This window comes from Variovorax sp. EBFNA2 (assembly GCF_033802765.1).
In the GTDB taxonomy this organism is placed as follows: Bacteria; Pseudomonadota; Gammaproteobacteria; order Burkholderiales; family Burkholderiaceae_C; genus Variovorax; species Variovorax paradoxus_H.
The window spans coordinates 1,253,971-1,280,355 of the sequence record NZ_CP138496.1; the positions used below are offsets into that span (position 1 = coordinate 1,253,971).

Genomic DNA, 26,385 nt, shown 5'->3' on the forward strand with positions numbered 1-26,385 from the left:
GAGCAGTTGAAAAAGCGCTTGCTGATCATTGGGGCGGGCGGCCACGGCCGTTCCGTTGCGGAGGCCGCATTGCTCGGGCAGGACTATGCATTGACGGCATTTCTGGATGACGCGGCCGAGCCGCAGCAGCATCATTTATGGGGTTGCCCGGTCTGGGGCACAACGGCAACGCTGGCCGACTGCCGTGGCCGAATCGATACGGTGATTGTGGCGATCGGCAATAACGCATTGCGTGAGGCCTTGCATCAGCAAGTAAAGGCACAGGGATTGCCGCTGGCGATGGTGGTTCATCCGACAGCCATCGTGTCGCCCACAGCCACCATCGGGAAGGGCAGTGCAATCATGGCCGGCGCTATCGTAGGAACAGGAGCTGAGCTTGGTGAGGGCGTGATCGTCAACTGTGGCGCCGTTGTCGATCATGACTGCGTGGTGGAGTCATTCGGCCATCTCGGTGTCAATGCGGGCATGGCGGGGGGCAGTGTGCTCGGGCGTTCGGCGTGGATGCCTGTGGGCTCAGCGCTCGCTTATGGTGTCAAGGTTCCTGCTGGGGGCGTGCTGCGAGCGGGCGAAGTGGTTGATGCCTGAGGTGGTCGCTGTACTGCCCGAGCCCGAGAGAGCGTAAGCAGGTGAAGTCGAAGATCGCTTTGCTATCGGCTTGGGCTTTCTGGGCCTGTGTTTGTGCGATTCTTGCGCTGTCGCTCGCGCCTCCCTCGACCCCCATGCCTAGCACCGGCTGGGACAAGAGCAATCATGTCCTGGCCTTTGCAACATTGGCCTTCCTGGCACACAAGGCGTGGCCGAGGCGCTTTTGGCTGCTGCTGCCTAGCTTGCTGGCCTACGGCGCACTCATCGAGATATTGCAGTCTTTCACACCTGATCGATACGCTGAATGGAGCGACCTCTGGGCAGATGGCCTAGGCCTGATTGTTGGGGAAATGCTCGCGCGGCTGACGTGGTGGCTGGCTCAGCGACAAATCGGTCGCTGACTTTCGTGCGTTGCAGAGGCCCGCTGAAGAGGCTCGATGGAGAGCGGCTCCTTTGCAGCGTCATGCTAGTTATTCCGAGGCCACCCCAGCTTCTTTGTACTTGTATTCGGTGTAGCGGTAGCCACCGTACTTGTAGCCATAGCTGCCATAGTGCCTGCGCGAGAGGTCCATGCCATTGAAGACCACGCCGTTGACTTGCTGGCCAGCATGCGCAAGGCGCTTGACGCTCTCGCTCAATTCACCCAACTGGGTCAGGTTGTCGCGAGCGACCAGCAGCACAGCACCTGCATGCGCAGCGACTGCAGCGGCATCGGCGGCCACCAGCACCGGCGGGCTGTCGATCACCACCAGGTCGTAGCGTTCCGAGAAAGCGTCCAGCAACTCGCCAAGCGCTGACGACAGCATCATGTTGGCGGGATTGAACGGGTAGGCGCCCGTGGTCAGGACGTCCAGGTTCGGGACGACTTGAGCATGAATCGCTTGCTCGGGCGTCATCTCGCCTGACAGCACGTCCGCCAAGCCGCCCTTACGTGGCAACCCGAAGGCTTTTTGAAGATGACCTTTACGTAGGTCGGCATCGATCAACAGAACACGCTTACCGGCTTGCGCCATGATGACGGCGAAATTGCCGGAGACGAAGCTCTTGCCCACGCCAGGCGTAGCGCCCGTGATCAGCACACGGTTGTTTCCGGTCTCCATCAAAGTCAGTTGCAGGGAAACACGTAGATTACGCAGGCTCTCGATGGCAAGGCTCTCGGGGGACGTCACGGCCAGCAATTGCACACCCTTCGCGCCGCCTGCAATATGCTCCAGAAGCGTTTCCTGCTCGAGCGCCAGTGGCACAACGGAATAGACGTTGAGGCCGAGACGCTCCTCGATTTCTTGAGGGTTCTGGATGCCGCTCGAAAGCTTGCTTCGGACAATGGCAAATGCCACACCCGCCAGCAACCCAAGCACTAGAGAAAGCGCGACAACCAGTGATTTCTGCGGTTTGACGGCCTTCTTCGGTTCGACAGCGGTATCGAGCAGTCGTACGTTGCCGATCTTGCCCTCCTTTACAAGGCGCAGTTGCAGTGAACTATTGAGCAGCGACTTGTAGAGCTCACCATTGACGCGCACATCGCGCTCGAGCCGCAAGGCGTCACGTTGAACAGCCGGCATGGCACTGACACGGGTCTCGAGGCCCTCAATCTCATGGCGAATGGCCGCGATCTGGCCGTCGATCATTCGGACCTTGGGATTGCTCTCCGTGAAACGCGAAAGCAGTTCGCGTCGCAGTTGTTGGGATTCCAGCAGCTTGGTCTGCAGCTGTACTGACATGGTCAGAGCAGCCTTGGCCTCTTCATCGAAAGCGACGGTGCCGTTCTGGTTGCGAAAGCGTGCGTACGCGTCTTCCGAGTCTTCGAGCTGCTGCTTGAACTCGGGCAATTGTTTATCAAGAAACTCAATGGTTTTTTCCGCTTCGGCAGCTTTGCGCTCCACATTCTGGCGAACGTACTGTGCTCCGATCTCATTGAGTGTGCTACGGAGGCGATCGCGGTCGCTATCTTCAAGCGAAACACTGATCACGTTTGACTGTTTGCCCTGCTCTCCCAGTTGGAGGCGCTTCTGCAGATCTTCGATCGTGCTGAGCAACGATGCACGCGAGACCAGAAATTCAGCGCCGGGCTTGCCGTCGAGCCGCGATACCACCAACGTGATTGCTCCTTCGGGAATCTGCTGATTGAGCACCTTGCCGACAGTGCCGGTCAATGGTTCGGCGAGATCGGGATGGGTCAGTGTGTATTGATCGCCGGCCAGCGTGGTGATCGTGAAGGGCTTCTGGTCTTCGAACGTGGAAGGCACGTCGAACTTGGCAATGTTGACTGCTTCGGTGCCGGAAACATAGCCCCCCATGCCAAGAAAGCCTGGGCTCGACAGTTCCTTGGCGCGCCTGGCGAGCCATTCGCCGACAAATGGCAAATAGCGGGGCTGCGCATCGATGTACAGCTGCTTTGCTTCGATGGCGCCTCCGATGACCATTCGCGAACGAATGATCTGGATTTCGCCCGTGGCCGGTGTCTTTACATCGAAGAGATTCGCGGTGTCACCAAGAAAGTTCTTGGCGTCTGGAGCGGAGTCTTCGACCTGAATCAAAAGATTGGATTGATAGATCGGCGTAGCCAGGAGCGCATAGGCCGTACCGATGGCGAGGGCGACGGCGGTAACGCCTGCCACCAGCCACTTTCGGTCGAGCAAGATATCGAAGTACTCGGAGAGGTGAATTGCATCGTTGTCATCGTCGCGCGCGAGTGCGGCGGAAGGAGCCGAAGTGGAAGCAGAAGAAGTCATGAGAGTTTGCGGATGCGTTCAGCCCAAGCTTGGGCGCCGTCGGCGATAAGTTGCAGGGCGTGCTCGAAGGCCGGGCGGCCCATGCGGTAAGGATCGGGAATGTCAAGGCGCGCAACTTCGCCCAAGCGAAACAACTTGCCCCGGGTCAATGGATGCCGCTGCCCGATGTGAATGCGCTGGGCTTCGTCCATCGCAAGAATGAGGTCAGCCTGCTGGCACATTTGCGCTGTAAGTTGGCGCGCCCGGTGGGCCTCGATGTCGATGCCGCGTTCGGCCATGAGTTTGCGTGCGATCGGATCCGCTTGGTGTCCCACCAAGGCTCCAGTTCCCGCTGACGTGACTTGAATCTGCGGCAACGCTGCAGCAATCAATGCTTCCCCCATCGGGCTACGGCAAATGTTGCCAATGCATACCACCAGAACAGATTTCATGAGACTTGGCTCCCTGCGAAGGCTTGTGCCTCTGTTGTCAGACTCAACGTATTGCGTGCCGCGTGCTTCATGTCCGGCATGAATCGCATGTCATTCAGAAATGTCCTCACCATTTGTTCTTCGTTTTGGATCGCACCATCTAACTAGGGTAGAGGGCCGAAGGATGGTTGGGCACGCCCGTGGCATTGTAGTCAGGGCATTGGCGGCCACAGCCTCGCGGATGTGTTCAAGCTTCAGGCGTTCTAGGCTCGAATCGGTCATGGCTGCCAACGGACAGCTGACCCCGTAGCGCTATCAGCGCGTCTATGACCAAAGTCATGTCGATGCAAAAGATACAAAAAATGACATTATGAGTGTCGCGAATACCCTGAATTGGGGGGGAGGGGTGGGTACCCTTCACGGACAATTGTTGCAGCGCGGCGCGCCCCAAGCGTCGCAGGAGTTTTCAGTGTGATCAATCGTCTGGCTACGCCCTTGCTTGCTTTGCCGCGCCCTATTAAGCGCATGCTGGCTCTCGGGGTGGATGCAATGCTCTGCGTCCTGTGTGTCTGGTTGGCATTCAGCTTTCGTTTCGAGCAGTGGATGACGCCGCGTGGCGTTCAGTGGTCAGCCGTCGCGGTCGCTGTAGCCCTTGCGCTCCCTCTCTTTGTGGTGTTTGGGCTCTACCGAGCCATCTTTCGATATGCCGGCACGGCTGCAGTCATGGCCATCGTGCGCGCGTGCGTGTTGTTCGGCCTCGGCTATGCGTTGATCTTCTCGGTGGTCGGCGTGCGAGGAGTGCCGCGCACGGTCGGTTTGCTGGTGCCGTTGCTCCTGTTCTTGGCCATCGCCGGCTCGCGCATGTTTGCGCGCTATTGGCTGGGTGGTCTCTACATGAGTGCTTTGCAGCGTAAGCAATTGCCTCAGGTTGTGATCTACGGTGCCGGTAGCGCGGGTTTGCAGTTGGCCGCTGCGTTGGCCCAAAGCCGGGACATGGTCGTCCGCGCTTTCGTTGACGATGACTCGCATCTCCAAGGCAACACGATCAACGGTCTGCGCATTCAGTCCTCGGAGTGGCTGAGCGACAACGCCGCCACTTGGGGCATCACCGACGTGCTCTTGGCGATGCCCTCGGCCAGTCGCGGGCGCCGCGTTGAAATTTTGAACCAGTTGTTGCCATTGCATCTGCATGTACGGATGCTCCCGGGGTTGCTCGATCTGGCCAACGGCAAGGTCCAGGTCAATGATCTGGTCGAAGTCGACATCGAGGACTTGCTGGGGCGTGATCCGGTCGAGCCGGTGGCAGATCTGCTCCACAAGCACGTCCGTGGTCAAGTGGTGCTGGTCACTGGTGCTGGTGGCTCCATCGGCAGTGAGTTGTGCCGGCAGATTGTTCAGCTGTCGCCTTCAACGCTATTGCTCGTGGAATTGAGCGAGTACGCGCTCTATGGCATCCATCAGGAGTTGGAGCAGCTGGCACCGACCGTGCGTGTCATCCCGTTGCTCGCTTCGGTATGCGATGCGGCGCGGCTGCGCGAAGTGATGCGCGCCTGGCGTCCTGACACGGTCTATCACGCGGCGGCATACAAGCATGTGCCGCTCGTCGAGCACAACCCGGCAGAGGGTGTGCGAAACAACGCGATAGGTACGCTCACAACGGCGCGGATCGCCATGGAGTGCAAGGTTCCCAACTTTGTCCTGATCAGCACCGACAAGGCCGTGCGGCCGACGAACATCATGGGGGCGAGTAAGCGTGTCGCAGAAATGGCGCTGCAGGGGCTGGCGCAGCAGAGCTCGGACACTTGTTTCTCGATGGTCCGCTTCGGCAATGTGCTGGGCTCAAGCGGTTCTGTGGTGCCGTTGTTCCGCAAGCAGATCGAGGCGGGCGGCCCGATCACGCTCACGCATGCGGACATCACGCGCTATTTCATGACCATCCCTGAAGCTGCTCAGTTGGTGATTCAGGCGGGCGCAATGGCTCAGGGTGGCGATGTCTTCGTGCTCGACATGGGCGAGCCCGTGAGGATCATTGACCTCGCTCGCCGGCTGGTAGAGCTTTCGGGGCGCACAGTTCGCGACGAGCATTCGCCGGACGGCGATATTGAGTTGCAGGTGACTGGGTTACGACCTGGAGAGAAGCTCTACGAAGAGCTCCTGATTGGTGACAGCGCGATGCCTACGGCGCATCCTCGTGTCATGAAGGCGCACGATCCCTGCCTGCCTTGGAATGAACTTTGGCGCCAGTTCGAGACGCTGAATGCGGCACTCGAAAGCAGCGATGTGCCGATGCTGAAGCGGACGCTGACGCAGATGCTGCCTGGCTATCGGCCCCACGCGGAAGTGGTGGATTGGGTGCACATGGAGCGTCACCGCGTGCGTGATCGGGCTCTGCCGCTTGCAGCGGCTGCCGGCGCTGCACAAGTGGGCGAGGCCGATCAGCCATCCGCGCCAAATCCAATTGCCGTTGCAATCTGATTCGAGAGAACCGCTTCGTTCTTTCCCCCCCCCCGATCCATCGGGGATAGTGCTGAAATCAAGGGCCCCGGATCGGGGCTCTTTTGTTTTCAGCAAGCGTCGCCTATTGCGCTCGCTTGAAGTCGAGGATGTTGTCCCCGGCCTTGGGTGTCTTGTCGTCGGGCGGTGAGAAGCTGAAGGCCTTCGGGTCCCGTATCGAGGTCATCTCGAACAGCGGATTGATCCGCCCCAGCTTGGCGCCGCCGTCGCGTATCAATGGCGCCCAGGCAAAGTTCGCAGTGAACTTGCTCGAGCGCGGCAGCAGTGCGTCGAAGGGGATGGAGACGTAGATGCCCTTGTCGAAACTGCCTTCGCCGAACTGTGCCGCAGAGACGTTGGTCTTGGTCGCCCAGGCGCCGATCGTCACGCCGTTGTCGAAGCGACGGCTGATGTCGAGCGTGACGCCACGGTCGCCTGCAAGATATTGACCAGCGCTGATTCTGGCCTGCACGCCGTTCCAACCGGTGTCCCAATAGAGCGTGGCGTGGCCGGTGTTGACCTTGTAATCGCGCAGACCCAAATCCTGAGCGAAGTCTCGCTGACGCACATGGTTGACGTCGATGCCAAAGGCGAACTTGCTGCGCCACGGGCGGTAGAGCCACTCGGCGCCGACGCCGGCAAACATCGACTCGAGCGCGCCGCCGTAGACGCTGTAGTACTGGTCTTCGTTCAGCCGGCCCACGTGGGTCAGCTGAAACACTGGCATCGTCAGCCGCTTGGTCGTCGCGTACTCGCGCTGGTAGGTTCGCACGCGGGGGAGGTTGCTGGGCGCCGTGTAGGTGAACTTGTCGAAGTTGTCGACCAGGCGCCAGTTCAGCGCGGCGTTGACCCAGGTGCTTGGTGTGAAACGGTATTCCGCAGTGGCCGAAACGCCGAGTTGGTAGAGCAGGAAGGCATCGGGGCCGCCGAGGATCTGCGAGAAGCTCGGGGTCAGGCCGAAGGTGAGTCTTTCTGTGCGCCGCTCCCAAGGAGCCATGGCCGGCGTCTCGCTGGGCGATGCGGCGGCGGTGGCTGTTGGGTCGGTGGGAGTGCGCTGCGGCGACGCCGGCACATAGAGCCCATCTTCGGTCCGGCCGCGCGGCGGGGCGTAGTCACGCTGGTCCGTGGCGCGCAGTTCTGCGGGCGTCTGCGCCTGGTAGTGCGCCGTCACCCACTCGCTGCGATCGACAACCTGCGTGTGGAGTGCCAATCCACGCTCGTTGTAATGAAGGACGAACTGCTTGATCGACGCCGGAGCATCGCGATGCATGACGGCAATGACCTGCTGCACACGGGCCTCGCGGTACACCGTGTGACTTTCGGTGATCCACACGTGCGCGCTGTCGCCTTGCGGTGCGATGCGTTGCACAGTCCATTCGGTGCGTGCCTGGATCTCCGCGGCGGTGGAGGCCCAGCCGGGTGGATTGGCCGGAGCCTCTGGCGTGAAGCGGGGCGGAGGCGGGTCTGCGGGCTTGCTGGCTCGCATCTTCGCCATGTTGGTGGACAGGGTCAGCCCCACCATCACTTTGTTGCCGCGCTCCAGGCCGGCCGTGAAGGCGACGCCGGGCGAGTAGCGATATTCCAGGCCGATGTTGAAAGGTGAGCGCTGAGCCTGGTTGTTCTGCTGGGGCTCGTTCTTGTAGTTGTTGCCCTCGTACTCGAGCTTGACGGTCAGCGGATCCCAGGGCGTGCGCCATTCGACGCCGCCGAACAAGGAGGCTGGACCTCGGAAGAACGCGTTGAAGTTGGCTTCACCGCCCGTTGCGGAGCTCACCGTGCGCGTTCTGAAACGATTGCTCAAAGCTAGCAAGGGGTTGCGGATGTTTCCGCTGTTGCCCAGATATCCCCAGCCGATGCCGAGGCTGAAGTCGAGGTCGCCGTAACGCTTGTTGGCGACCAGGTACTCGGCCGAAAAGAGGCCGGTACCGCCAAGGTCGCGAAAGCCTAGCGCAACCTGAGGCACATAGGCGGATTCGCGCAGCAGCCGCAACTTCACGTCGATGCTCTTGTCCTTGTTGCTTTGGCCTGTGGTGCTGGCGACGTACGCGCGGTTGCTGATGGAGGTGTAGCGAAAGCCGGCCTCCAGCCAGTCCAGTGGCTGGAACATCACGTTCAGTCGCGTATAGGGTGATACGTGGCTGATCGATGTGCGGAAATCACCGGCCTCGCCCATGCGTGCCGTGGGCGTCTGGAGAAGACCTGTTTCGCCCCAGTCGTTGCTGCTTGCGCGCGGCGCTTTGTACTGCGGGGCCGAAGTGTCGGAGCGCACGGAGATGATGCTTTCCGGTGGCACTGGCGGCAGAGCGGGGTGACTGGTCGCGATGACTGGTTTGGCGGGCGCAAGCGCCGCAGTGGTTGCGCGCAGCGTTGCTGCCTGGGGCGACGGGCCTTGCGTCGCAAGGAACTTGATGATGCCTTCCGATGCGTCGACCAGTTCGGTCATGCCGCGCGGCGCTGCCCAGATCCACGCGCCGGGAGCCGGTTCGTCAGAAGGGTGGCCGTTCCACGGGGCGATGCCCACGCGCGACGTCCGGCCGTCGGGCTGTGCCACCCATGCCCAATCGTGGGTGGAATTGGGCGCACAGGCGATGACGTAATCCCAGGCGGTCCGGCCGGCTTCGTGTGCCACATGGCAGAGTTCGCCATCGGGCCGTACGACCGCGATGGTTTTCAGTTGCGAGGGTGACGCAACAAGCTGCTGTCCGGTCGACAGCACGGGATCTTGATCCGGGTGCGCTTGCAGCCAGCGAGGGTCCACGATGCCCAGCGCGACGCGACCGGTGATCGGGAGGTTCTGCAGCCACGTGATGAGCTTCAGTCGATCGAGTTGCTCGGAGCGCGGTGCGCGCCTGCTGGCCGCCTCGAGGCGCACGAGCAAAGTGTTTTTCAGGAACTGCTGGGCCAGCCGCTCTTGCGGCACGCGCCATGCAAGCCCGGGTGCCGCCGTGTCCTCCGGTTGGCGCAGCAGCCAGGTGCTCAGTCGTTCGCCAGGCCGCACTTCGGCATCATTTGCAGGCTCGACGGTTGTTGTGTTTTGCGACGGCTCCGCCAGTGCACCAAGACTCGCCATCAGCGCGCAGGCAAGGGCCGTCCGACGGGGCCAATGCGGGGGGCTGATGGCTTGCAGGAAGAGGGGGCTCATGTACCAGCGCGCGCCGCGGTGGCGGCTGCTGGTGCGGGGGGTGTCCACTGTTCGAAACTCATGCAGAGGTCGCGGGAAATACATTGCTCCGAATACACGACCTGGGGGGCGCCAGAAGCAAACGAAACGCCGAAGCGTGCGGGAGGAACGGAGGCCGCCGCAGGGCGGGACACACTGCGTTCTTCGTACCAACGCAAGGAGTTGGCGGACGCGCCGGCAAGGGCGCTGTCGGCAGGAGGAGCGATCGATGTGCGCGCGATGTCGTCGCGGATGCCGAAGCGATAGCCGGGCATTAGGTCGCGCTCTCGAACGTAGGTCTGTGCTGGGCTGGCAGCATGAGCTTGCCAAGCAGGCGGATTGGAGAGTCGAACGTCGCGCCAGTCGATTGACAAGCCAGTCGTTCCGACCAACTGGCCATTCAGGAGGCGGACCACCTCACCCGAGCCGCTGTACCAAACCTCGACGGGCCCTTCGGCGCGTTGGTCGATGTAGCCGAGCACCATGAAAACGATGCGCCCATTGACGCTGGTTCTCAGGTATCGATAGCTGGGATTGAAATCGAGCTGGGCTGCTGCAGACTCACCGCGATAGAGCAGGCGAGCCGAATCCAGCATGGCTGAGGTTCCGGAGGAGCAACCGCCAACGCCCAAGCAAAACGTTGCCAAAAGGCAACGTTCTAAGAGTCGCGTGGCGGAAGCAACGCGCGGACTTTTCAGCGAATGCCCTCCTTTCAGGAGGGCAGCCAGCATTAACGCGTGCCGGTAGTGCCCGTGCCGGTGGTGCCGGTGCCAGGGACGAAGAAGCCGCCGCCGCCGTTGCCGTTGTTGCTGCTGCCAAGGGCAACCATCAGTGCGCCGGTGCCTGCAACAGCGCCCCATTGAACGGGGGTCAGGCCGCCAAGGCCAGCAGCGGTTGCGCTCGGAGCGCCAGCGGGGCCGGGTGCAAATGCGCGAGTGTTGTTGCTTGGGGTCGCAGGGGTAACCTGCGTTTGGGCGAAAGCCGACGAGATTGCCAGGGTGGCAAGGGCGACGGTAGCAACCAGTTTGTTCATCTTCACAGTGATCCTCTCAAAGGGTTTTTTATGCTCTTGGGTCGAGGTTAGCAGCATCAGAAGTGTGCCGCAACTAATTCGGCTTCGAGCAAGAGGCGTTTGCCACGGTATCCCGGTAACTGAATATTGCCCCGATTCTTGCTGGTGAATGTGACGGGTGCATGTGTATCTCAATGCTACGTAACGTTCCGTCCGAAGCGGCCGTAACGACGGCGATCTGCGGGTACCTTGGGCAGGAGGGCCTCGGTCGTCGCCACGGAATTTCTTCAATGAAATCAATGTGCTGACCCGAGCGCTGTTGCGGCGAGTTGCTTGGTAGGCCTCAGGCATCGTTCCTGCAATGTCCCGAAACGAAAGTTGACATTCAAGGTATGCCGCGGGGCACAACAAGGGGATATGCGTGATTCGATTGTCTGAGGGCGGGGTGGCGGGAGGTGTGCGGGTGTGCGCGGACGCGACAGAGGGCGCGCGTGGAGGCGCCTGCTCATGATGAATCACCAGTCCGTCAGCAGCGCGCATTCGGCGCCGGCACCCATCGAGCGATTGGCCGCCTCGGGCCGTGCCTTCTTCGGTGCGCTGATCGTCGAAAGCGACCTGATCCTGGCCGACCGCATGCGGCGCCTCCTGTGCGACCTGGCCCCGGGTCGTCGCGTCGTGGTTGCCTCCACGCAGGCGGAAGCGATCCATCTGCTGGCCGCGTTGCCCTACGACCTGGTGCTGGTCGACATGCACCTGACTGATGACGGTGGCGTCGCACTTCTGTCGCACCTGCGCCGCGCCTACCCGCAGATCGACGCCATCGCCATGTCGAAGAGCGACGACGGCCAGTTGGTTGAGGCTGCGATCTCGTCCGGGGCCTCCGGCTATCTGCTGACGAGCACCGACGATGCAGAACTCTCTTTCTTGCTGCGCTCGATCGAGCGTGGCGGTTCGCCGATCGATGCGCGTGTCGCGCGCCGCGTCCTCGGCTTGATTGCGGCGTCGGCGAAACCGGAGGGTGTCGAGTCCGCGCTGCGCGACGGCGACACGGTCTCGCCCCCGATGCCTGCTCCCGGGCTGCTGTCACCTCGGGAGCTCAATGTGCTGCGGCTGATCGCGCAAGGCTGGAGCAACCGGCAGATTGCCGAAGCGATCTGCCTTTCGATCAACACGGTCGAGTTCCACGCCAAGCGGATCTACCGCAAGCTGGCGGTCAAGTCGCGGACCCAGGCCGTGCGGCAAGCGACCCAATACGGGCTGCTGAGCTGAGCGCTGCGAGTCGCGGCCCGCTGTCGCGCACGCGCTGCGGCGCCTTGCGGGCGCGCGGCAATCATTGAAAAACCCTTTTGCGCCCCGCTACAATCTCGGGTTGACCTTGCTGTGGCAAAGGTCAGCCCCTGCTCCAGCGAAGAAGACTTAGAGGATCCCCATGAGTGACATGACCTCCGGCTCGCCCCGGATCGACACAAGCAAGCGGACGTGGTTGATCGCATCCAGCTGTGCCGGCGTAGCGGGCGGCGTGGCCACCGCAATCCCATTTGTGAGCACATTCCAGCCGTCCGAAAAGGCAAAAGCCGCGGGCGCCGCGGTCGAAGTGGACATCTCGGCCCTCAAGGTCGGCGAAAAAATCACCGTCGAATGGCGCGGCAAGCCGGTCTGGATTCTCAAGCGCACCCCTGACCAGGTCGCCGAACTCGCCAAGCTCGATGGCCAGCTCGCCGATCCGCTCTCCAAGCGTCACCCCGACGAATTCACGCCCAAGTACGCACAGAACGGCCACCGTTCGATCAAGCCCGATGTGCTGGTCGTGGTCGGCATCTGTACTCACCTCGGCTGCTCGCCGGTCGACCGCCTGCAGGCCGGTCCGCAACCTTCGCTGCCGAACGACTGGGAGGGCGGCTTTCTCTGCCCTTGCCACGGTTCCACGTTCGACCTCGCCGGTCGCGTCTTCAAGAACAAGCCCGCTCCTGACAACCTTCCTGTGCCTCCGCACATGTACCTGTCCGACACGCGCTTGCTCATCGGCGACGACAGCAAGAAGGCCTGAGGGAGACCACGAACATGGCTGAATTTCACGAAGTTTCCCCCAACGCCCCCGCAGGCGAGAAGCTGCTCAACTGGGTCGACAACCGCTTCCCGCTGACCAAGCTCTGGAACGACCAGTGGGGCAAGTACTACGCACCGAAGAATTTCAACTTCTGGTACATCTTCGGCTCGCTCGCGATGCTGGTCCTCGTGATCCAGATCGTGACCGGCATCTTCCTCGTGATGCACTACAAGCCCGACGCGAACCAGGCGTTCGCATCGGTCGAGTACATCATGCGCGACGTGCCGTGGGGCTGGCTCATCCGCTACATCCACTCGACGGGCGCCTCGGCGTTCTTCATCGTGGTGTACCTGCACATGTTCCGCGGCCTCATGTACGGCAGCTACCGCAAGCCGCGCGAGCTGATCTGGGTGTTCGGTTGCGCGATCTTCCTGTGCCTGATGGCCGAAGCTTTCATGGGCTACCTGCTGCCGTGGGGCCAGATGTCTTACTGGGGTGCCCAGGTCATCGTGAACCTGTTCGCTGCCATCCCGTTCATCGGTCCTGACCTGGCCCTGCTGATCCGCGGCGACTACGTCGTGAGCGATGCCACGCTGAACCGCTTCTTCAGCTTCCACGTCATCGCTGTGCCGCTGGTGCTGCTCGGCCTCGTGGTGGCCCACCTGATCGCGCTGCACGAAGTGGGTTCCAACAACCCCGACGGCATCGAGATCAAGGCCAATCGCGGTCCTGACGGCCATCCGGTCGACGGCATCCCGTCGCACCCGTACTACACGGTGCACGACATCTTCGGCGTGGTGGTGTTCCTCACGATCTTCTCGGCCGTGATCTTCTTCGCGCCTGAAGCCGGTGGGTACTTCCTGGAGTACAACAACTTCATCCCGGCTGATTCGCTGAAGACGCCGAACCACATCGCCCCGGTCTGGTACTTCACGCCGTTCTATTCGATGCTGCGCGCCACCACCGACGACATGGTCAACGTGTTCGCACTGATCATCGCGGCGGCCGCCATCTGGAACTTCGTCAAGGGCAAGTCGGGCATGGGCCTCAAGATTGCCGCCGTGGTCGTGGCTGCCGTCGCGATCTTCCTGCTCAAGACCTTCGACGCCAAGTTCTGGGGCGTGGTCATCATGGGTGGCTCGGTCATCATCCTGTTCTTCCTGCCGTGGCTCGACCACAGCGAAGTCAAGTCGATCCGCTACCGTCCGAGCTGGCACAAGTATGTCTACGGCGTGTTCGTGTTCCTGTTCCTGATCCTGGGCTACCTGGGCATCCAGGCACCTGGTGTCTGGGGCAACCTGGTCATCGGCTCGTTCGCCCTGGACATCGCCCAGACCATCTCGCAGATCGGCACGCTCTTCTACTTCGGCTTCTTCCTGCTGATGCCGTGGTGGAGCAGCAAGGGTGAATTCAAGACCGTGCCCGAGCGCGTGGTCTTCGCCGCCCATTGATGCGCGAGAAATGCAAGAGAGCTTGAGAGAAACACGATGAAGAAAAGAATTTCCGGCTGGCTCGCTGTCATGGGTCTGGCTCTGGGCCTGACCTTCTCCGCGGCCGCATCCGCCGAATCCGGCGGTCTGGCGTGGGACAAGTCGCCCAACAAGACCACCGACGTGGCGGCACTGCAGAACGGCGCCAAGCTGTTCGTCAACTACTGCCTCAACTGCCACTCGGCCGCCTTCATGCGCTACAACCGCCTGCAGGACATCGGCATCAGCGAGCAGCAGATCAAGGACAACCTTCTGTTCACGACCGACAAGGTCGGCGAGACCATGAAGGCCAACATCGACGCGCGCCAGGCCAAGGAATGGTTCGGCACCACGCCGCCCGACCTGACGCTGGTCGCACGTTCGCGCGCCGGCCACGGCGGCACGGGCCCCGACTACCTGTACACCTTCCTGCGCAGCTTCTACCGCGACGACACCAAGGCTACCGGCTGGAACAACCTGCTGTTCCCGAGCGTCGCCATGCCGAACCCGCTGTGGGAACTGCAGGGCGAGCGCCTGCCGATCTACACCAAGGTCGAGCAGCATGGCCATGCAACCGACGTGTTCTCGGGCAAGTGGGAGCAAGTGACCCCGGGCACGCTGACCCCGGTGCAGTTCGACAGCGCAGTGGGCGACCTCGTCGGCTACCTGCAGTGGATGGCCGAGCCTGCGCAGAACACCCGTGTGCGCATCGGCGTCTGGGTGCTGCTGTTCCTGGCCATGTCGGTGGTTTTCGTATGGCGACTGAACGCCTCGTACTGGAAAGACGTCAAGTAATTCCGTTCACGCCGATCGGGCACCTCGTGCGTCCGGTCCCACAGAGTGGGTTGCCCAGGCGACCCACTCTTTTTGATTTTTAGGAGTCTCTCGCCATGATGGTCTTGTATTCAGGAACGACCTGCCCCTTCTCCCACCGTTGCCGCTTCGTGTTGTTCGAAAAGGGCATGGATTTCGAGATCCGCGACGTCGATCTCTACAACAAGCCCGAAGACATCAGCGTGATGAATCCGTACGGCCAGGTGCCGATTCTGGTCGAGCGCGACCTGATCCTGTACGAGTCGAACATCATCAACGAGTACATCGACGAGCGCTTTCCGCATCCGCAGCTGATGCCTGGCGACCCGGTCGACCGCGCCCGCGTGCGCCTGTTCCTGCTCAACTTCGAGAAGGAACTGTTCGTGCATGTGGCCACGCTCGAGAACCGCACCACCAAGGGCAACGACAAGGCCATCGAAAAGGCACGCTCGCACATCCGCGACCGCCTCACGCAGCTCGCACCCGTGTTCCTCAAGAACAAGTACATGCTGGGCGACAACTTCTCGATGCTCGACGTGGCCATCGCGCCGCTGCTGTGGCGTCTCGACTACTACGGCATCGACCTCAGCAAGAACGCGGCACCGCTGCTGAAGTACGCCGAGCGCATCTTCTCGCGCCCGGCCTACATCGAAGCGCTGACCCCGTCTGAAAAGGTCATGCGCAAGTAAGTAAGCTGCGTGCTTGCTTTCCTCGTCATTCGCCGTCCTTCATGATCAACGCGCTCGAGTCCTCTTCCACCCGCCCGTACCTCATCCGGGCGCTGTACGAGTGGTGCACCGACAACGGGTTCACGCCCTATGTCGCGGTGCTGGTCGACGACACCGTCCAGGTGCCGCGCGAGTACGTGAAGAACGGCGAGATCGTGCTGAACATCAGCTTCGACGCGACCAGCTCGCTTAAGCTGGGCAACGACTTCATCGAGTTCAAGGCCCGCTTCGCAGGCACGGCGCGCGAAATCAGCGTGCCGGTCGGCCGCGTGATCGCGATCTACGCCCGTGAAAACGGTCAGGGCATGGCATTTCCGGCACCGGTGCCGGCCGCCACGTTGGACGATGGTGGCAATGACGCTGCCAGGGCCACTTCATCGCCGAACAGCGCGCCGCGCATGCCGCTGCGCGATGCCTCGCGCGGCACCGAAGGCGACGCCAGCAAGGTGTTCCATCTGGTGACGGGCGAGGACGACGACGAGGCGGTCGATGCGGGCTCAGAGCCTGCCGACCCGACCGACGAGCCGCCGCGTCCACCGGCCGGTGGCGGCGCCAGGCCGTCGCTCAAGCGCGTCAAGTGACGACGCGGTCGGCCTCGAGGCCGGCCGCTTAGAATCTTCGCCACCACTATTTTTCAGCCGCTTTAGCTCAATTGGTAGAGCACCCGCCTTGTAAGCGGAAGGTCGTCAGTTCGATTCCGACAAGCGGCACCAGACAAAAAGCCCGACAACGTCCTGCGTTGCCGGGCTTTTTCTTTGTCCCAAGAGGGAATTCGACGTCAGTCTAGAGCGAGCTGTGCACCAGCCGCTCGAACACGTCGTCCGAGCCCATCTGCCCGCCCTTCAGCATGATCTCCAGGCCGTCGAGCGCTGCGTCGTCGCTGTGCACGCGACACAACGAGGTGCCGGCGCCGATGTCTGCCACGTACGAAAGCCCCCAGGCGTCGAGCGCCTGCACCGCATGGCTCGAGGTATCCCCGCCGGCAATGCCCACGCGTTGCAGCGGCACCTGGGCCAGCACGCGGGCCAGGAGTTCGCCACCGGCGCGCGCGAGGGCCTGGGCATCGATGCTGGGCGTCAGCGGCAACGGATCGAGCGGACGGGTGCAGGCCAGCACGTTGCGGCCGTTGGCGAGCCCGTTCGCGATGTCTCGTGCATGACGTTCCAGCGTGGCGGCGTTCCGCTGAGCCATCGCTGACGCATCGAGCCACACGGTCTCGAAGGACCGTGCCGCCGCGACCTGCCGCGCCGTGACGGGCGACAGGCTTCCCGCAAGCACAAGCACCGGGCCCGACGCGGGCGTCACGACACGCTGCGCGAGCTCAGTGCCGTTGCGTGAGTCCAGCGCTGGCGCCAGCGCGTCGACCACGCTGCTGGGGCCCACCGCGAGCAAGGTGTGGTGCCGTGCCCGCGCCCACAGCACCTGTCCGATGACCGCGAGCTGCGCGGCATCGGCCACGTCGAACAGCACGGCGTCGGGCGACGTAGCGGGTGAGGGCGGCTGAAGCGCGCGTTGCAGCGCAGCCTCGAGCGCATCGCTGCCCTTTGACGCAGCCGTGAACGGAATGGAATGCACGTCGGCCAGACCTTGTCCGGCCAGATGCCGCCGCAAGTCCGCCTCGTGCATCGGCGTCACCGGGTGCTGGCTCATCGTCGGATGGCGGTCGATGCGGAACACCTCGCCGCCCGCGCCCGCTGCGGCGAACAGGTTGCCGAACAGGCAATGCCGACCCAGGTTGGGTTGCCCGCCGACGATCGCAGTCCAAGGCGCTTCGACCGCACTGCGCAAGGCGCGCACCGCAGCGCCGATCGAGCCGATGTGCGGTGCGCTGTCGAAGGTCGAGCAGGTCTTGTAGTGCAGCACGCGCGCGCCGAGTGATCGGAACAGCGCGGCGACGGGGGCCAGTTCGACCCGCATCGCTTCCGGCGTCATCGCGCGTGCCGCACCCGCGATGCCCAGCACGTCGAGCGGGCCCACGCGCTCGAGCCGCGCGGCGTCAGGCGTCTTGAGGAACAGCAAGGCGCGCAAGCCCGCGCGTGCTGCGGTGCCGAGCGTGTCGGTCGCGCCGGTGAAATCGTCGCCGTAGTAGACGACGGCCGGGGCCTGCATCATGGCTTGCCGAAGAAGGCGAGGGCGCGCGAGAGTTCGGGCGCGTGCCTTGCAGCGTCCTGCAACGTCGTGCCTTCGCGTGCCGCTGACCACGCCTGGCGGATGCTCGTCACGCCGGCCTCGGCGCCGTCGGGATGCGCGAGGATGCCGCCGCCCGCCATGAAGAGCAGGTCGTCGCTGCCGATGGCGGCCCAGGTGGCGGGCACGGTGCCCGCCCACTGGCCCGACGAAAAGGCGGGCATCACGCGGTCGTCCGCCGCGTCGGTGAGCGGCGTGAAGCAGTCGCGCGCCGACTCGATGACTTCGCTGTCGGGCTGCGAGAACTTGCCCTGCAGGCCGTGTACGTGCATGTGGTCCACGCCCGCGAGGCGCCAGAGCGTCTGGTAGGCCTGGAACGAGATGCCCAGCAGCGGGTGCCGCGACAGCACGCCATAACCATTCCGGTGGCCATGCAGCGCCAGGCCCGTGTGGCGCCGCAGCGTCTGGATGCCCGAGTGCCCGCACCAGTTGAGGCTGGCCATCACGCAGGAGCCGCCTTCGCGCTCGACGAGGTCGGCGTGGCGCTTCATCGCATCGGTTTCGTCGGTGATGTTGAAGGCCACCATCACGTGCTTGCCGGTGCGCTCCTGGTGTGCGCGCACGACCGCCATCACGGCGGGTACGCGTTCGGCGAGCGGCGCATGCGCGGGGTCGGCGCAGACCTCGTCGTCCTTGATGAAATCGACGCCCGCGGCGCAGAGCCGTTCAACGAGTGCAGCAGTCTCCGCGGCGGAGAGCCCCACGTTCGGCTTGATGATCGTGCCGACCAGCGCGCCGCTCGCTACACCCGTGGCGCGCCGCGTGCCCGCGATGCCGACGCGCGGCATCTCGAACTGCGCGCGATAGGCCGACGGCACATGCAACGATTCGAGCCGCAGCCCCGTCACTTCGCCGAGGTCATACAGATTGCCCGACACCGTCGCCGCAAGCGTCGGCAAGTTGGCGCCGATGTTCGCGACGGGAAACGAGATATCGACATGCGCACGCCGCCACGGCCCCCGCGTGCCTTTGCGCTCCAGCAGTGCATTCGGCAGGCTCGGTGATGCAACGGGTTCCAGCTCGGTGATCGCCTCGACCGTCGCACGCGCACGTTCGCGCAGCGCATCGGTCTCGCCCTCGACCCGCGTGAAAGTGCCGCACGACTGCTCGCCGGCCATCACCTCGGCGACGGCCGCCGGGTCCACCGGCGTCTCGATCAGGTAGCGCGCGCGGATGCGTTCGGCAACCATCGTCACAGCTTGCTCAGGTCGGGGAAGGGCCGCACGGGCTCGCTGCCGTCCCAGCCTTCGGAGGCGCTGCGGATCAGGTCGAACATCTTGCCCTTCGGCCCTGCCACTTCCGACAGCTCGATCACCGTGCCCGGGTGGTACTCGGTATCGAAGTAGATGAAGCGGCCGCGCTCGCCCACCTCGCCGCTCATCACCGGCTTGAAGCCTTGGGCGGTGAGGCGCGCGAGGTCGGCGTCGTAGTCGGCGGTCCAGTAGGCGACGTGCTGCAGTCCGGTGCGACCGGCCTGCAAGAAGTTGCGGTACATCGAGGGCACGTCATTGCGTGTCTGGATGAGCTCGACCTGCACGTAGCCCGAGTTCGCGAGCGCCACTGAGTTGTGCGGCTCGTGCGCCTCGCCGTTGTAGCGGTAGTTCTTGATCGGCACCTTGGGGTTGTAGAACCACGGGCCCACGCCCAGCGTGGTGCTCCAGTAGTCCATGGCGGCTTCGATGTCGTGCACGACATAGCCCAGCTGGCGGATCTCGCCGAGGAATCGACTCATTGCAATTGGCTCCGGTGATGTGAGTGTGTTGTTGTGATCAGAACTTGAGGAAGCCGGTCGAGAACCACGGGAAGGCGGCCACGACGATGAGGCCCACCAGCATCGCGGCGATGTAGCCCCAGATGTGGCGGATGCCCTCGTCGGGGTTGACCTTGCTCACGGCGCACGCGCCGTAGTAGCCGACGCCGAACGGCGGCGCGAACAGGCCGATGCCCATCGAGAAAATCACGACCATCGCGTAGTGCACCTCGTGCACGCCCGCGGCCTTGGCGATGGGAAAGAGCAGCGGGCCGAACAGCACGATGGCCGGAATGCCTTCGAGCACGCTGCCCAGCACGATGAACGCGACGATCGACACGGCGAGGAAGCCGTACGCGCCGCCCGGCAGCGCGCCCATGATGCGGGCCAGGTCCTGCGAGAAGCCCGACTGCGTGAGGCCCCACGCCATGGCCGTGGCGCAGCCGACGATGAAGATGATCGCGCCCGAGAGCGAGGCGGTGTCGATCAGCATCGGCTTCAGACGCTTCCAGTCGAACTGCCGGTACACGAAGAGGCCGACCAGCGCCGAATACACGATGCCGATGGTCGACACCTCGGTGGCCGTGGCCACGCCTTCGACCACGGCCGCGCGGATCACGAAGGGCAGCAGCACCGCGGGCAGCGCGACCATCAGCAGCTTGCCGATTTCGCGCTTGCTGTAGCGCTGCACGCCGCTCAGGTCTTCGCGGCGGTAGCGCCACCACACGACCACGCACAGCGCTATGCCCAGGACCACGGCTGGCAGCAGGCCGCCTGTGAACAGCGCCGCAATCGAGATGCCCGTGACGGAGCCGATGGTGATGAGCACGATCGACGGCGGAATGGTCTCGGTCTGCGCGCCGGTGGCCGAGAGCAACGCCACCAGGTCGCCGGGCTTGGCGCCGCGCTTGACCATCTCGGGGAACAGCACGGGCGCAATGGCCGCCATGTCGGCGATCTTGGAGCCCGAGATGCCCGACACCAGGTACATCGCGCCGATCAGCACATACGAGAGTCCGCCGCGCACATGGCCCAGCAGGCTCGCGAGAAACTGGATCATGGCGCGCGCCATGCCCGTCATCTCGATCAGTGCGCCCAGGAAAATGAAGAGCGGCACCGCGAGCAGGATCAGGTGCGACATGCCTTCATCGAGCCGCCCCACCATCACCAGCAGCGGCGTGCGCGTGGTGAGCGCGAGGTAGCCGAAGGTGGCGAGAGCGAACGAGAACGCGATGGGCACGCCCGAGAGCACGGTGGCGGCGACCACGACCACGAAGAAGATCACGAGGTTGAACTTGCCGAGCGTCGCGAACAGCGGCGCGGCGAGCCAGAAGATGCCGACCAGCGCGGCCATGCCGAGCACTGCGACGGCGATCTGCCGACCGGTGCACACGCGCACGAGGCGCAGCACCGCCATCACCAGCATGATGCCGATGCCCGTCGGAATGGCCGCGGCGCGCCAAGCGTTGCTGATCTCCAGCGCGGGCGTGACGATGAACGACTCTTCGTGGGCGTAGTCGATCGACGGCCAGACGATGAGCACGAGGAACGCGATCGACGCGGCGATGGCGAAGGCATCGAGCATCGCGCGCGTCGAAGGCGTCACCTTCTGCAGCAGCGCCGTCATGCGCATGTGCTCGCCGCGGCGCAGCGCGACCACGGCGCCCAGCATCGAGAGCCAGAGGAAGAGGATCGACGCGAGCTCGTCCGACCACACCAGCGGCGCATGGAACACGTAGCGCGACACCACGCCCGCGAACAGCACGCAGATCTCCGCCAGCACCAGCAGTGCGGCCATGGCCTCGACGGCGCCGCCTATCACGCGGTCGGCGCGTCCGGCGATGCCGCTCAGCGCATTGGCCGAGGGCCTGGCACCGGTGAACGGCGCGGCCTCGAAAGTCGATTCATGCACCATGACCGCTCAAGCCAGCTTGCCGACGGTGCCTTCGAGCAGCGCCCAGGCCTCGGGACCGAAGCGGCCCTTCCACTCGCCGTAGAAGCCCGATTCGCGCAGCTTGGCGCGGAAGCTGTCGGCCGTCGGGCGGTTGATGGTGAGGCCCTTGGCCTGCAGGTCGCCGACGACGGAGTCGTTGAGCTTCTTGATGTCTTCGCGCTGCTGCATGCCGGCGTCGTTGATGGCGCGCGCGACGATGGTCTTCAGGTCGGCGGGCAAGGCGTCCCACGCGCGGCCGTTGGCAATGAACCAGTAGCCGTCCCAGATGTGATTCGTGAGCGAGCAGAACTTCTGCACCTCAAACAGCTTGGCGACCTGGATGATCGGCAGCGGATTTTCTTGCGCATCGACGATCTTGGTCTGCAGCGCGGAGTACACCTCGCTGAACTGCAGACTCGCGGGCGCGGCGCCCAGGCCCTTGAACATCGAGATCGACAGCGGGCTCACCGGCACGCGGATCTTCAGGCCGTCCATCTCCTTCGCATTCGCGACGGCCGCCTTGCTGCTGGTGGTCTGGCGAAAGCCGTTGTCCCACATCTTCTCGAACGCATAGAGGCGCGACTTGGCGATGGCACCGCGCACATGCGCGCCGACCTTGCCGTCCATTGCGGCCCACACCTGGCTGTAGTCGTTGAATGCAAAGCCCACCGCGTTGATGGCGGCCACCGGCACGAGCGTGGCGATGACGAGTGCCGACGGCGTGAAGAACTCGATGCCGCCCGAGCGCACCTGCGCAAGCATGTCGGTGTCGCCACCGAGCTGGTTGTTCGGAAAGATCTTGATCTCGACCCGGCCCTTGGTTTCCTTGGCGATGCGGTTCGCGGCTTCCTGCGCGCGCACGTTCAGCGGATGGCTCAGCGGCAGGTTGTTGCCGTACTTGTACGAGAACTCCGCAGCGCGCGCGATGCGCGGCACGGCCGACACGATGCCGGCGGCGGGGAGGGCGGAAAGCGTGCGCAAGGCACTGCGGCGAGTCAGCGAGGTCATGTCTTTTGTCTCCAGGATCTTCGGAATGCGCTTGATGCAATCTGATGCATCGGTGGATTCGGGCCACAGCGAAGATAAAAGCATGCATCATCCGGGTCAAACTCGATCCTGATGGTTTTTGATGTATGCGGGATAACCCTTCACCTCCTTCCGATGCACGCCGCGCGCGCGTGGTCGACATCGCGCGCGCGGCGCAGGTGTCGACCGCCACGGTCGATCGCGTGCTCAACCGCCGGCCCGGCGTGCGTGACGCCACGGTGCAGCGCGTGCTCAAGGCCGCGGGCGAGCTCGACTACCTGCCGGGCCCCGAGCTCTATGCGGCGCTGACACCGCCGCCGCTGCGGCTCGTGTTCCTACTGCCCGCGGGCACTAACCGCTTCATTCGCATGCTGGGCGACATGGTGGGTTACTCGCAGGAGCACTGGGCGCCATTCAACGTGCAGTGCCGTACGGTGTTCATCGAGAGCTTCAATCCGCATGAGCTGGCGGACGCATTGCGCAAGCACGGCCAGCGTTGCGACGGCATCGCGATGATGGCGCTCGAGCATCCGGCGGTGCGCGAGGCGGTGGCCGCGCTCGCCGCGCGCGGGCTGCCGGTGGTCACGCTGATCTCGGACCTGTCGAACTCCGAGCGCGCCGCGTTCGTGGGGCTCGACAACCGCGCGGCCGGTCGCACCGCGGGCTACCTCATCGGCCGCTTCATCGGCGCGCGCGCCGCGAAGGTCGCGCTCATCGCGGGCAGCCTGAGCTACAAGGCGCACGAGGAGCGCGAAGCCGGCTTTTTGCACGTCATCGACGAGATGTTCCCGAAGCTCGAGGTCGTGGGCCTGCGCGAAGGCCAGGACGACGCGGCCAAGAACTACCGCCAGACGCGCGCGCTGCTGGAGCAGCACCCCGACATGGGCGGCATCTACAACATCGGTGGCGCGTCAGACGGCGTGGCGCGCGCGCTGAAGGAAGCGGGGCGCGAGCAGAAGGTCGTCTTCATCGGCCACGGCCTCACGCCCGACACGCGCGCGCTACTGATCGACGGCAGCATGGACGCGGTGATCACGCAGAGCCCGCACACCACGCTGATGAGCTGCGTGCGCATCTTCACCAACCTGCGCGACAAGCGTGAGGCGTTGAGCGGCGTGGAGACGACGCGCAGCCAGGTGATCTTTCGCGAGAACCTTCCGTAAATACGGCACCTGGCTGCGGCCAGGCCGCTTCTCTTGGTAGTTGGGGCAATTCTCTGGTTGCGCTGGAGCGGGTCTGCCTGCGACGAGGAGTGCTTGGCGGTGCCTGCAAAGCGCGTTACAGGGGAAATGCCCAGGTTTTAGCGCTGGGTGGTAGTGATCATTCTTGATTTCGAGCGGACGAGTCTGAATCCAGATTTTTTCAGACCCATATGACTTAGGTGAGCACTAACAAGAAGTGATCATCTGGCCTGTCCAGCCGGCCGAGTACGTGCGATGGAGCCGATTCCCTCATCAAATCCTCGACCGAACTCGCCCCTCTCTCAGAACCTAACCAGCCAAACCAGCAAAAAGCCCGCACGACCTCACGGTCCGCCGGGCTTTTTGCCGTCTGGGTGCTCCTTCTTTTCCATTCACCCGCCTGCAAAGGAGCTTCTTCAGCTTGTCCTACTTTCAATGTCCCAACTGCGGCTCCAACCGCATCGAAACCCGTGACGTCGCCCAGCGAACCGGTGGCACGCTCGGCGGTCTGGCCGGTGCAGCCGGCGGCATCGCTGGTGCGCTGCGCGGAGCTCGCACCGGCTTCACCATCGGCATGGCTGCCGGACCGGTCGGCGGCAGCCTGGGCACCGCCATCGGTGTTGTCCTCGGCGCTTTGGGCGGTGGTGCTCTCGGCACGGAGGTTGGCGCCATCTTCGGGCGTGTCGTCGATGACCGGGTTCTGAACAACTGCCGATGTACCGCATGCGGTCATACCTTCGGTGGGCAGCGAGGAGCCAGTGAGCCGCCATGGTCCTCGGCTGAACCCGCTGCACCGTCACCTTTTCGGCCGATGAATCCCGACTCGGAGCCGAATCCGCACGAAATCGATCCTGACGACCCTGATTTCGCCTGACGCGCAGCCGCCATTTTTCACGCTTCTCACCTTTGAGCCAGTCGGCTCGTCGTTTCCTTTCCCCCTTCCCCACAAATCTCCTGGCCGAGGCTGTCGCAGCGCCTCGGCCAGCGCTCGCCTGTGCGCACAACTTTAAGAAAGATCTTTCATGGCACACCAAATCGAACAGATGGCTTACGTCGGCGACACCCCCTGGCATCGCCTGGGGAATCGCCTTCAACCCAAGCAACCCCTTGAGGTCTGGGCCCAGCAAGCCGGCATGGACTGGACCATCCAGGAAACCCCAGTGCGCTTCATGACCCAAGCTGAAGGCGATTCCCTGCAGGCCCTGGAATCCTTCTGCGAGCAGAAGGTGCTCTACCGCAGCGACTCGCGCGCACCGCTGTCGGTCGTCAGCAGCCGTTACCAGGTCGTGCAGCCCCGCGAAATCCTGGAGTTCTACCGTGACCTCACCGAGGTCGGCGGCTACGAAATGGAAACGGCAGGGGTCCTCAAGGGTGGGCGCAAGGTCTGGGCGCTGGCACGTACCGGCAAGCAAGCCGTGCTCAAGGGCAGCGACACCGTCAACGGGTACTTGTTGTTCGCGACCTCCTGCGACGGCTCACTCGCCACCACTGTCACCCCGACGACCGTGCGGGTCGTGTGCAACAACACCCTGGCCATCGCACTGGACAACACGAGCAGCGTGATTCGCGTGCCCCATAACACCTGCTTCGATGCCAATGCTGTCAAAAGGCAACTGGGCATTGCCATCGGCCAGTGGGACGACTTCATGTACCGCATGAAGGTCCTGTCCGAGCGCAAGGTCAAGGGCCAGGAGGTCGAAGCCTACATCCAGCATGTGCTCTATGGGTCGGTCGAGTCGAATGGGCTCGCCACAGCTCAGGCCGGCATCCAGACCATGCCGCGCGCTTGGGCGGCACGGAAGGTCCTCGAGTTGTACGAGGGCAAGGGCCGCGGCGCCGAGCTTGCCGCTGCGCGCGGCACGACTTGGGGCCTGCTCAGTGCGATGACCGAATTCGTCGACCACGAGCGCCGAGCACGCAACCGCGAGTACCGGCTGGACAGCGCCTGGTTCGGCCAAGGCGCTGTCCTCAAGCAACGAGCGTTGGCGCATGCGCTGGAGTTCGCCGCTTGACGCTATTGGATCTTCGACCTCCTCCTTCTCACTCCCTCTCACCACTCCCACTCAGCTCCTCCACCAAAGCCCCGCCTCTCCATTGAGAGGGCGGGGCTTTTTGCTGGATGGGCGGTTTCAACCTTCAGAAAGATATCCATGAATTCAACTCCCCGGAACACACAGCGTTCCCCGAGCACTCGTGTGCGCTCGCGCGCCCCTGCGTTGCGCCTGGTCCCATCCACGTGTTCGCAGGCTCCGATATCCGAGCGCTGGCCGAGCGCGGGCGAAGCCGGGATTGGCAGTCTTGACGCTGCCGCAGCCATAGGCCGCGATCCCTTCAAGTCCCCCGTGCGGCTGTGGATGGAGAAGACCGAGCGCCACGACCTGCTGCAGCCCGTCGCCCCTTGTCTTGTCCAGTCCGCAGATACCGCCGCCTATTGGAGCCGGCTGCTCGAGCCCATCGTGGCGGCGCACTACGCGCTGCGCACGGGGCGGCAGGTGCTGCGCACTCGTGCCTTGTTGCGGCACCCGCAACACCCCTGGATGCTGGCCCATCCCGGCCGCGAAATCGTCGGCGCCCCCGATGTTCAGCTGCTGGAGTGCCGATGCGTCGGCATGGGTGAAGCTGAGCTCTGGGGCGCAGGCCTTCCCGACTGCGTGCGGATCCAGATGCTGCACAGGCTGGCCGTGGCAAACGCCCAGGCCCTCGATGTCGTGGCCCTGATCTGCGGCCAGGACCTGCGGATCCACCGGGTCGAACGCGACGAACTCGAGATCTCCCGGCTCATCGATGCCGAGCGCGAGTTCTGGCACTGCGTGCAAACCGACTGCGCGCCACTGGCAGGTGATCGGGAGGCGGTCTGAG

The 26,385-nt window shown here is 63.6% G+C and carries 23 protein-coding genes and 1 tRNA gene; 14 read left to right on the plus strand and 10 right to left on the minus strand.

Annotated features, from left to right (window positions below; translation table 11 throughout):
• The first annotated feature begins 6 nt into the window (after positions 1-6).
• Together RZE79_RS05650 and RZE79_RS05655 are read left to right on the plus strand one after the other, a co-directional pair.
• The gene (locus tag RZE79_RS05650) at positions 7-585 is read left to right on the plus strand and encodes an acetyltransferase (protein ID WP_319359365.1); all 579 of its coding nucleotides are present in this window, start codon (positions 7-9) and stop codon (positions 583-585) included.
• Positions 586-626: 41 nt separating this feature from the next.
• Positions 627-986: a VanZ family protein gene (locus RZE79_RS05655; protein ID WP_319359366.1), complete on the plus strand. Its 360-nt coding sequence runs from the start codon at positions 627-629 to the stop codon at positions 984-986.
• A gap of 69 nt (positions 987-1,055) precedes the next feature.
• On the opposite strand, the gene RZE79_RS05660 is transcribed toward RZE79_RS05655, so the two are convergent.
• Positions 1,056-3,317 carry a polysaccharide biosynthesis tyrosine autokinase gene (locus RZE79_RS05660; RefSeq protein ID WP_319359367.1) on the minus strand — a complete coding sequence of 754 codons (2,262 nt, stop codon included), beginning with the start codon at positions 3,315-3,317 and terminating at the stop codon, positions 1,056-1,058.
• A complete protein-coding gene (locus tag RZE79_RS05665; RefSeq protein ID WP_319359368.1) occupies positions 3,314-3,748 on the minus strand; it encodes a low molecular weight protein-tyrosine-phosphatase in 435 nt (144 codons plus the stop codon). Before RZE79_RS05665 ends, RZE79_RS05660 begins: the two co-directional genes overlap by 4 nt.
• 450 nt (positions 3,749-4,198) lie before the next feature.
• Between RZE79_RS05665 and RZE79_RS05670 the strand changes: the two genes are divergently transcribed.
• Positions 4,199-6,202: a nucleoside-diphosphate sugar epimerase/dehydratase gene (locus tag RZE79_RS05670; RefSeq protein WP_319359369.1), complete on the plus strand. Its 2,004-nt coding sequence runs from the start codon at positions 4,199-4,201 to the stop codon at positions 6,200-6,202.
• Positions 6,203-6,305: 103 nt separating this feature from the next.
• Here RZE79_RS05670 and RZE79_RS05675 read toward each other — a convergent pair whose 3' ends face one another.
• From RZE79_RS05675 to RZE79_RS05685, 3 genes are all read right to left on the minus strand, one after another.
• Positions 6,306-9,362, minus strand: coding sequence for a YjbH domain-containing protein (locus RZE79_RS05675; RefSeq protein WP_319359370.1), 3,057 nt, complete (start codon positions 9,360-9,362; stop codon positions 6,306-6,308).
• Positions 9,359-9,976, minus strand: coding sequence for a YjbF family lipoprotein (locus RZE79_RS05680; RefSeq protein ID WP_319359371.1), 618 nt, complete (start codon positions 9,974-9,976; stop codon positions 9,359-9,361). The genes RZE79_RS05675 and RZE79_RS05680 overlap by 4 nt, the downstream gene beginning before the upstream one ends.
• A gap of 134 nt (positions 9,977-10,110) precedes the next feature.
• The gene (locus RZE79_RS05685; RefSeq protein ID WP_319359372.1) at positions 10,111-10,419 is read right to left on the minus strand and encodes a hypothetical protein; all 309 of its coding nucleotides are present in this window, start codon (positions 10,417-10,419) and stop codon (positions 10,111-10,113) included.
• 480 nt (positions 10,420-10,899) lie between these two features.
• Between RZE79_RS05685 and RZE79_RS05690 the strand changes: the two genes are divergently transcribed.
• The 7 genes from RZE79_RS05690 to RZE79_RS05720 all read left to right on the plus strand — a co-directional run bounded on the left by RZE79_RS05690 (position 10,900) and on the right by RZE79_RS05720 (position 16,162).
• On the plus strand, positions 10,900-11,661 hold the full coding sequence (locus RZE79_RS05690; protein WP_319359373.1) for a response regulator transcription factor: 762 nt from the start codon (positions 10,900-10,902) through the stop codon (positions 11,659-11,661).
• Between the two features lie 160 nt (positions 11,662-11,821).
• On the plus strand, positions 11,822-12,439 hold the full coding sequence (gene petA, locus RZE79_RS05695; RefSeq protein WP_153280416.1) for a ubiquinol-cytochrome c reductase iron-sulfur subunit: 618 nt from the start codon (positions 11,822-11,824) through the stop codon (positions 12,437-12,439).
• A 14-nt stretch (positions 12,440-12,453) separates the two neighbouring features.
• On the plus strand, positions 12,454-13,890 hold the full coding sequence (locus RZE79_RS05700) for a cytochrome bc complex cytochrome b subunit (RefSeq protein ID WP_101490964.1): 1,437 nt from the start codon (positions 12,454-12,456) through the stop codon (positions 13,888-13,890).
• Between the two features lie 36 nt (positions 13,891-13,926).
• Positions 13,927-14,703: a cytochrome c1 gene (locus RZE79_RS05705; RefSeq protein ID WP_159278399.1), complete on the plus strand. Its 777-nt coding sequence runs from the start codon at positions 13,927-13,929 to the stop codon at positions 14,701-14,703.
• Positions 14,704-14,798: 95 nt separating this feature from the next.
• Entirely contained in the window at positions 14,799-15,410 is a 612-nt protein-coding gene (locus tag RZE79_RS05710; protein WP_056572661.1) for a glutathione S-transferase N-terminal domain-containing protein, read from the plus strand.
• A gap of 41 nt (positions 15,411-15,451) precedes the next feature.
• Positions 15,452-16,030 carry a ClpXP protease specificity-enhancing factor gene (locus tag RZE79_RS05715; protein ID WP_319359374.1) on the plus strand — a complete coding sequence of 193 codons (579 nt, stop codon included), beginning with the start codon at positions 15,452-15,454 and terminating at the stop codon, positions 16,028-16,030.
• Positions 16,031-16,086: 56 nt separating this feature from the next.
• Positions 16,087-16,162 (plus strand) — tRNA-Thr (locus RZE79_RS05720).
• Between the two features lie 70 nt (positions 16,163-16,232).
• Here RZE79_RS05720 and RZE79_RS05725 read toward each other — a convergent pair.
• Genes RZE79_RS05725 through RZE79_RS05745 form a run of 5 tightly spaced genes read right to left on the minus strand, consistent with a single transcriptional unit; the run spans position 16,233 to position 22,327 of the window.
• Complete coding sequence (locus RZE79_RS05725; protein ID WP_319359375.1) at positions 16,233-17,561, minus strand: four-carbon acid sugar kinase family protein; 1,329 nt, start codon at positions 17,559-17,561, stop codon at positions 16,233-16,235.
• Positions 17,558-18,826: a ribulose-bisphosphate carboxylase large subunit family protein gene (locus RZE79_RS05730; protein ID WP_319359376.1), complete on the minus strand. Its 1,269-nt coding sequence runs from the start codon at positions 18,824-18,826 to the stop codon at positions 17,558-17,560. The genes RZE79_RS05725 and RZE79_RS05730 overlap by 4 nt, the downstream gene beginning before the upstream one ends.
• A gap of 2 nt (positions 18,827-18,828) precedes the next feature.
• A complete protein-coding gene (locus tag RZE79_RS05735; RefSeq protein ID WP_319359377.1) occupies positions 18,829-19,368 on the minus strand; it encodes a VOC family protein in 540 nt (179 codons plus the stop codon).
• Between the two features lie 37 nt (positions 19,369-19,405).
• Positions 19,406-21,301: a TRAP transporter large permease subunit gene (locus RZE79_RS05740; protein WP_319359378.1), complete on the minus strand. Its 1,896-nt coding sequence runs from the start codon at positions 21,299-21,301 to the stop codon at positions 19,406-19,408.
• A 6-nt stretch (positions 21,302-21,307) separates the two neighbouring features.
• Entirely contained in the window at positions 21,308-22,327 is a 1,020-nt protein-coding gene (locus RZE79_RS05745) for a TRAP transporter substrate-binding protein (RefSeq protein ID WP_319359379.1), read from the minus strand.
• 125 nt (positions 22,328-22,452) lie between these two features.
• On the opposite strand from RZE79_RS05745, the gene RZE79_RS05750 reads away from it, so the two are divergent.
• The 4 genes from RZE79_RS05750 (at position 22,453) to RZE79_RS05765 (ending at position 26,384) form a co-directional block, all read left to right on the plus strand.
• Positions 22,453-23,508: a LacI family DNA-binding transcriptional regulator gene (locus tag RZE79_RS05750; protein ID WP_101490954.1), complete on the plus strand. Its 1,056-nt coding sequence runs from the start codon at positions 22,453-22,455 to the stop codon at positions 23,506-23,508.
• A 439-nt stretch (positions 23,509-23,947) separates the two neighbouring features.
• Positions 23,948-24,400 carry a hypothetical protein gene (locus RZE79_RS05755; RefSeq protein WP_319359380.1) on the plus strand — a complete coding sequence of 151 codons (453 nt, stop codon included), beginning with the start codon at positions 23,948-23,950 and terminating at the stop codon, positions 24,398-24,400.
• 148 nt (positions 24,401-24,548) lie between these two features.
• Positions 24,549-25,538, plus strand: coding sequence for a DUF932 domain-containing protein (locus RZE79_RS05760; RefSeq protein WP_319359381.1), 990 nt, complete (start codon positions 24,549-24,551; stop codon positions 25,536-25,538).
• Positions 25,539-25,676: 138 nt separating this feature from the next.
• Positions 25,677-26,384, plus strand: a complete 708-nt coding sequence (locus tag RZE79_RS05765) for a YqaJ viral recombinase family protein (protein ID WP_319359382.1) — start codon at positions 25,677-25,679, stop codon at positions 26,382-26,384.
• Position 26,385: the final 1 nt, after the last annotated feature.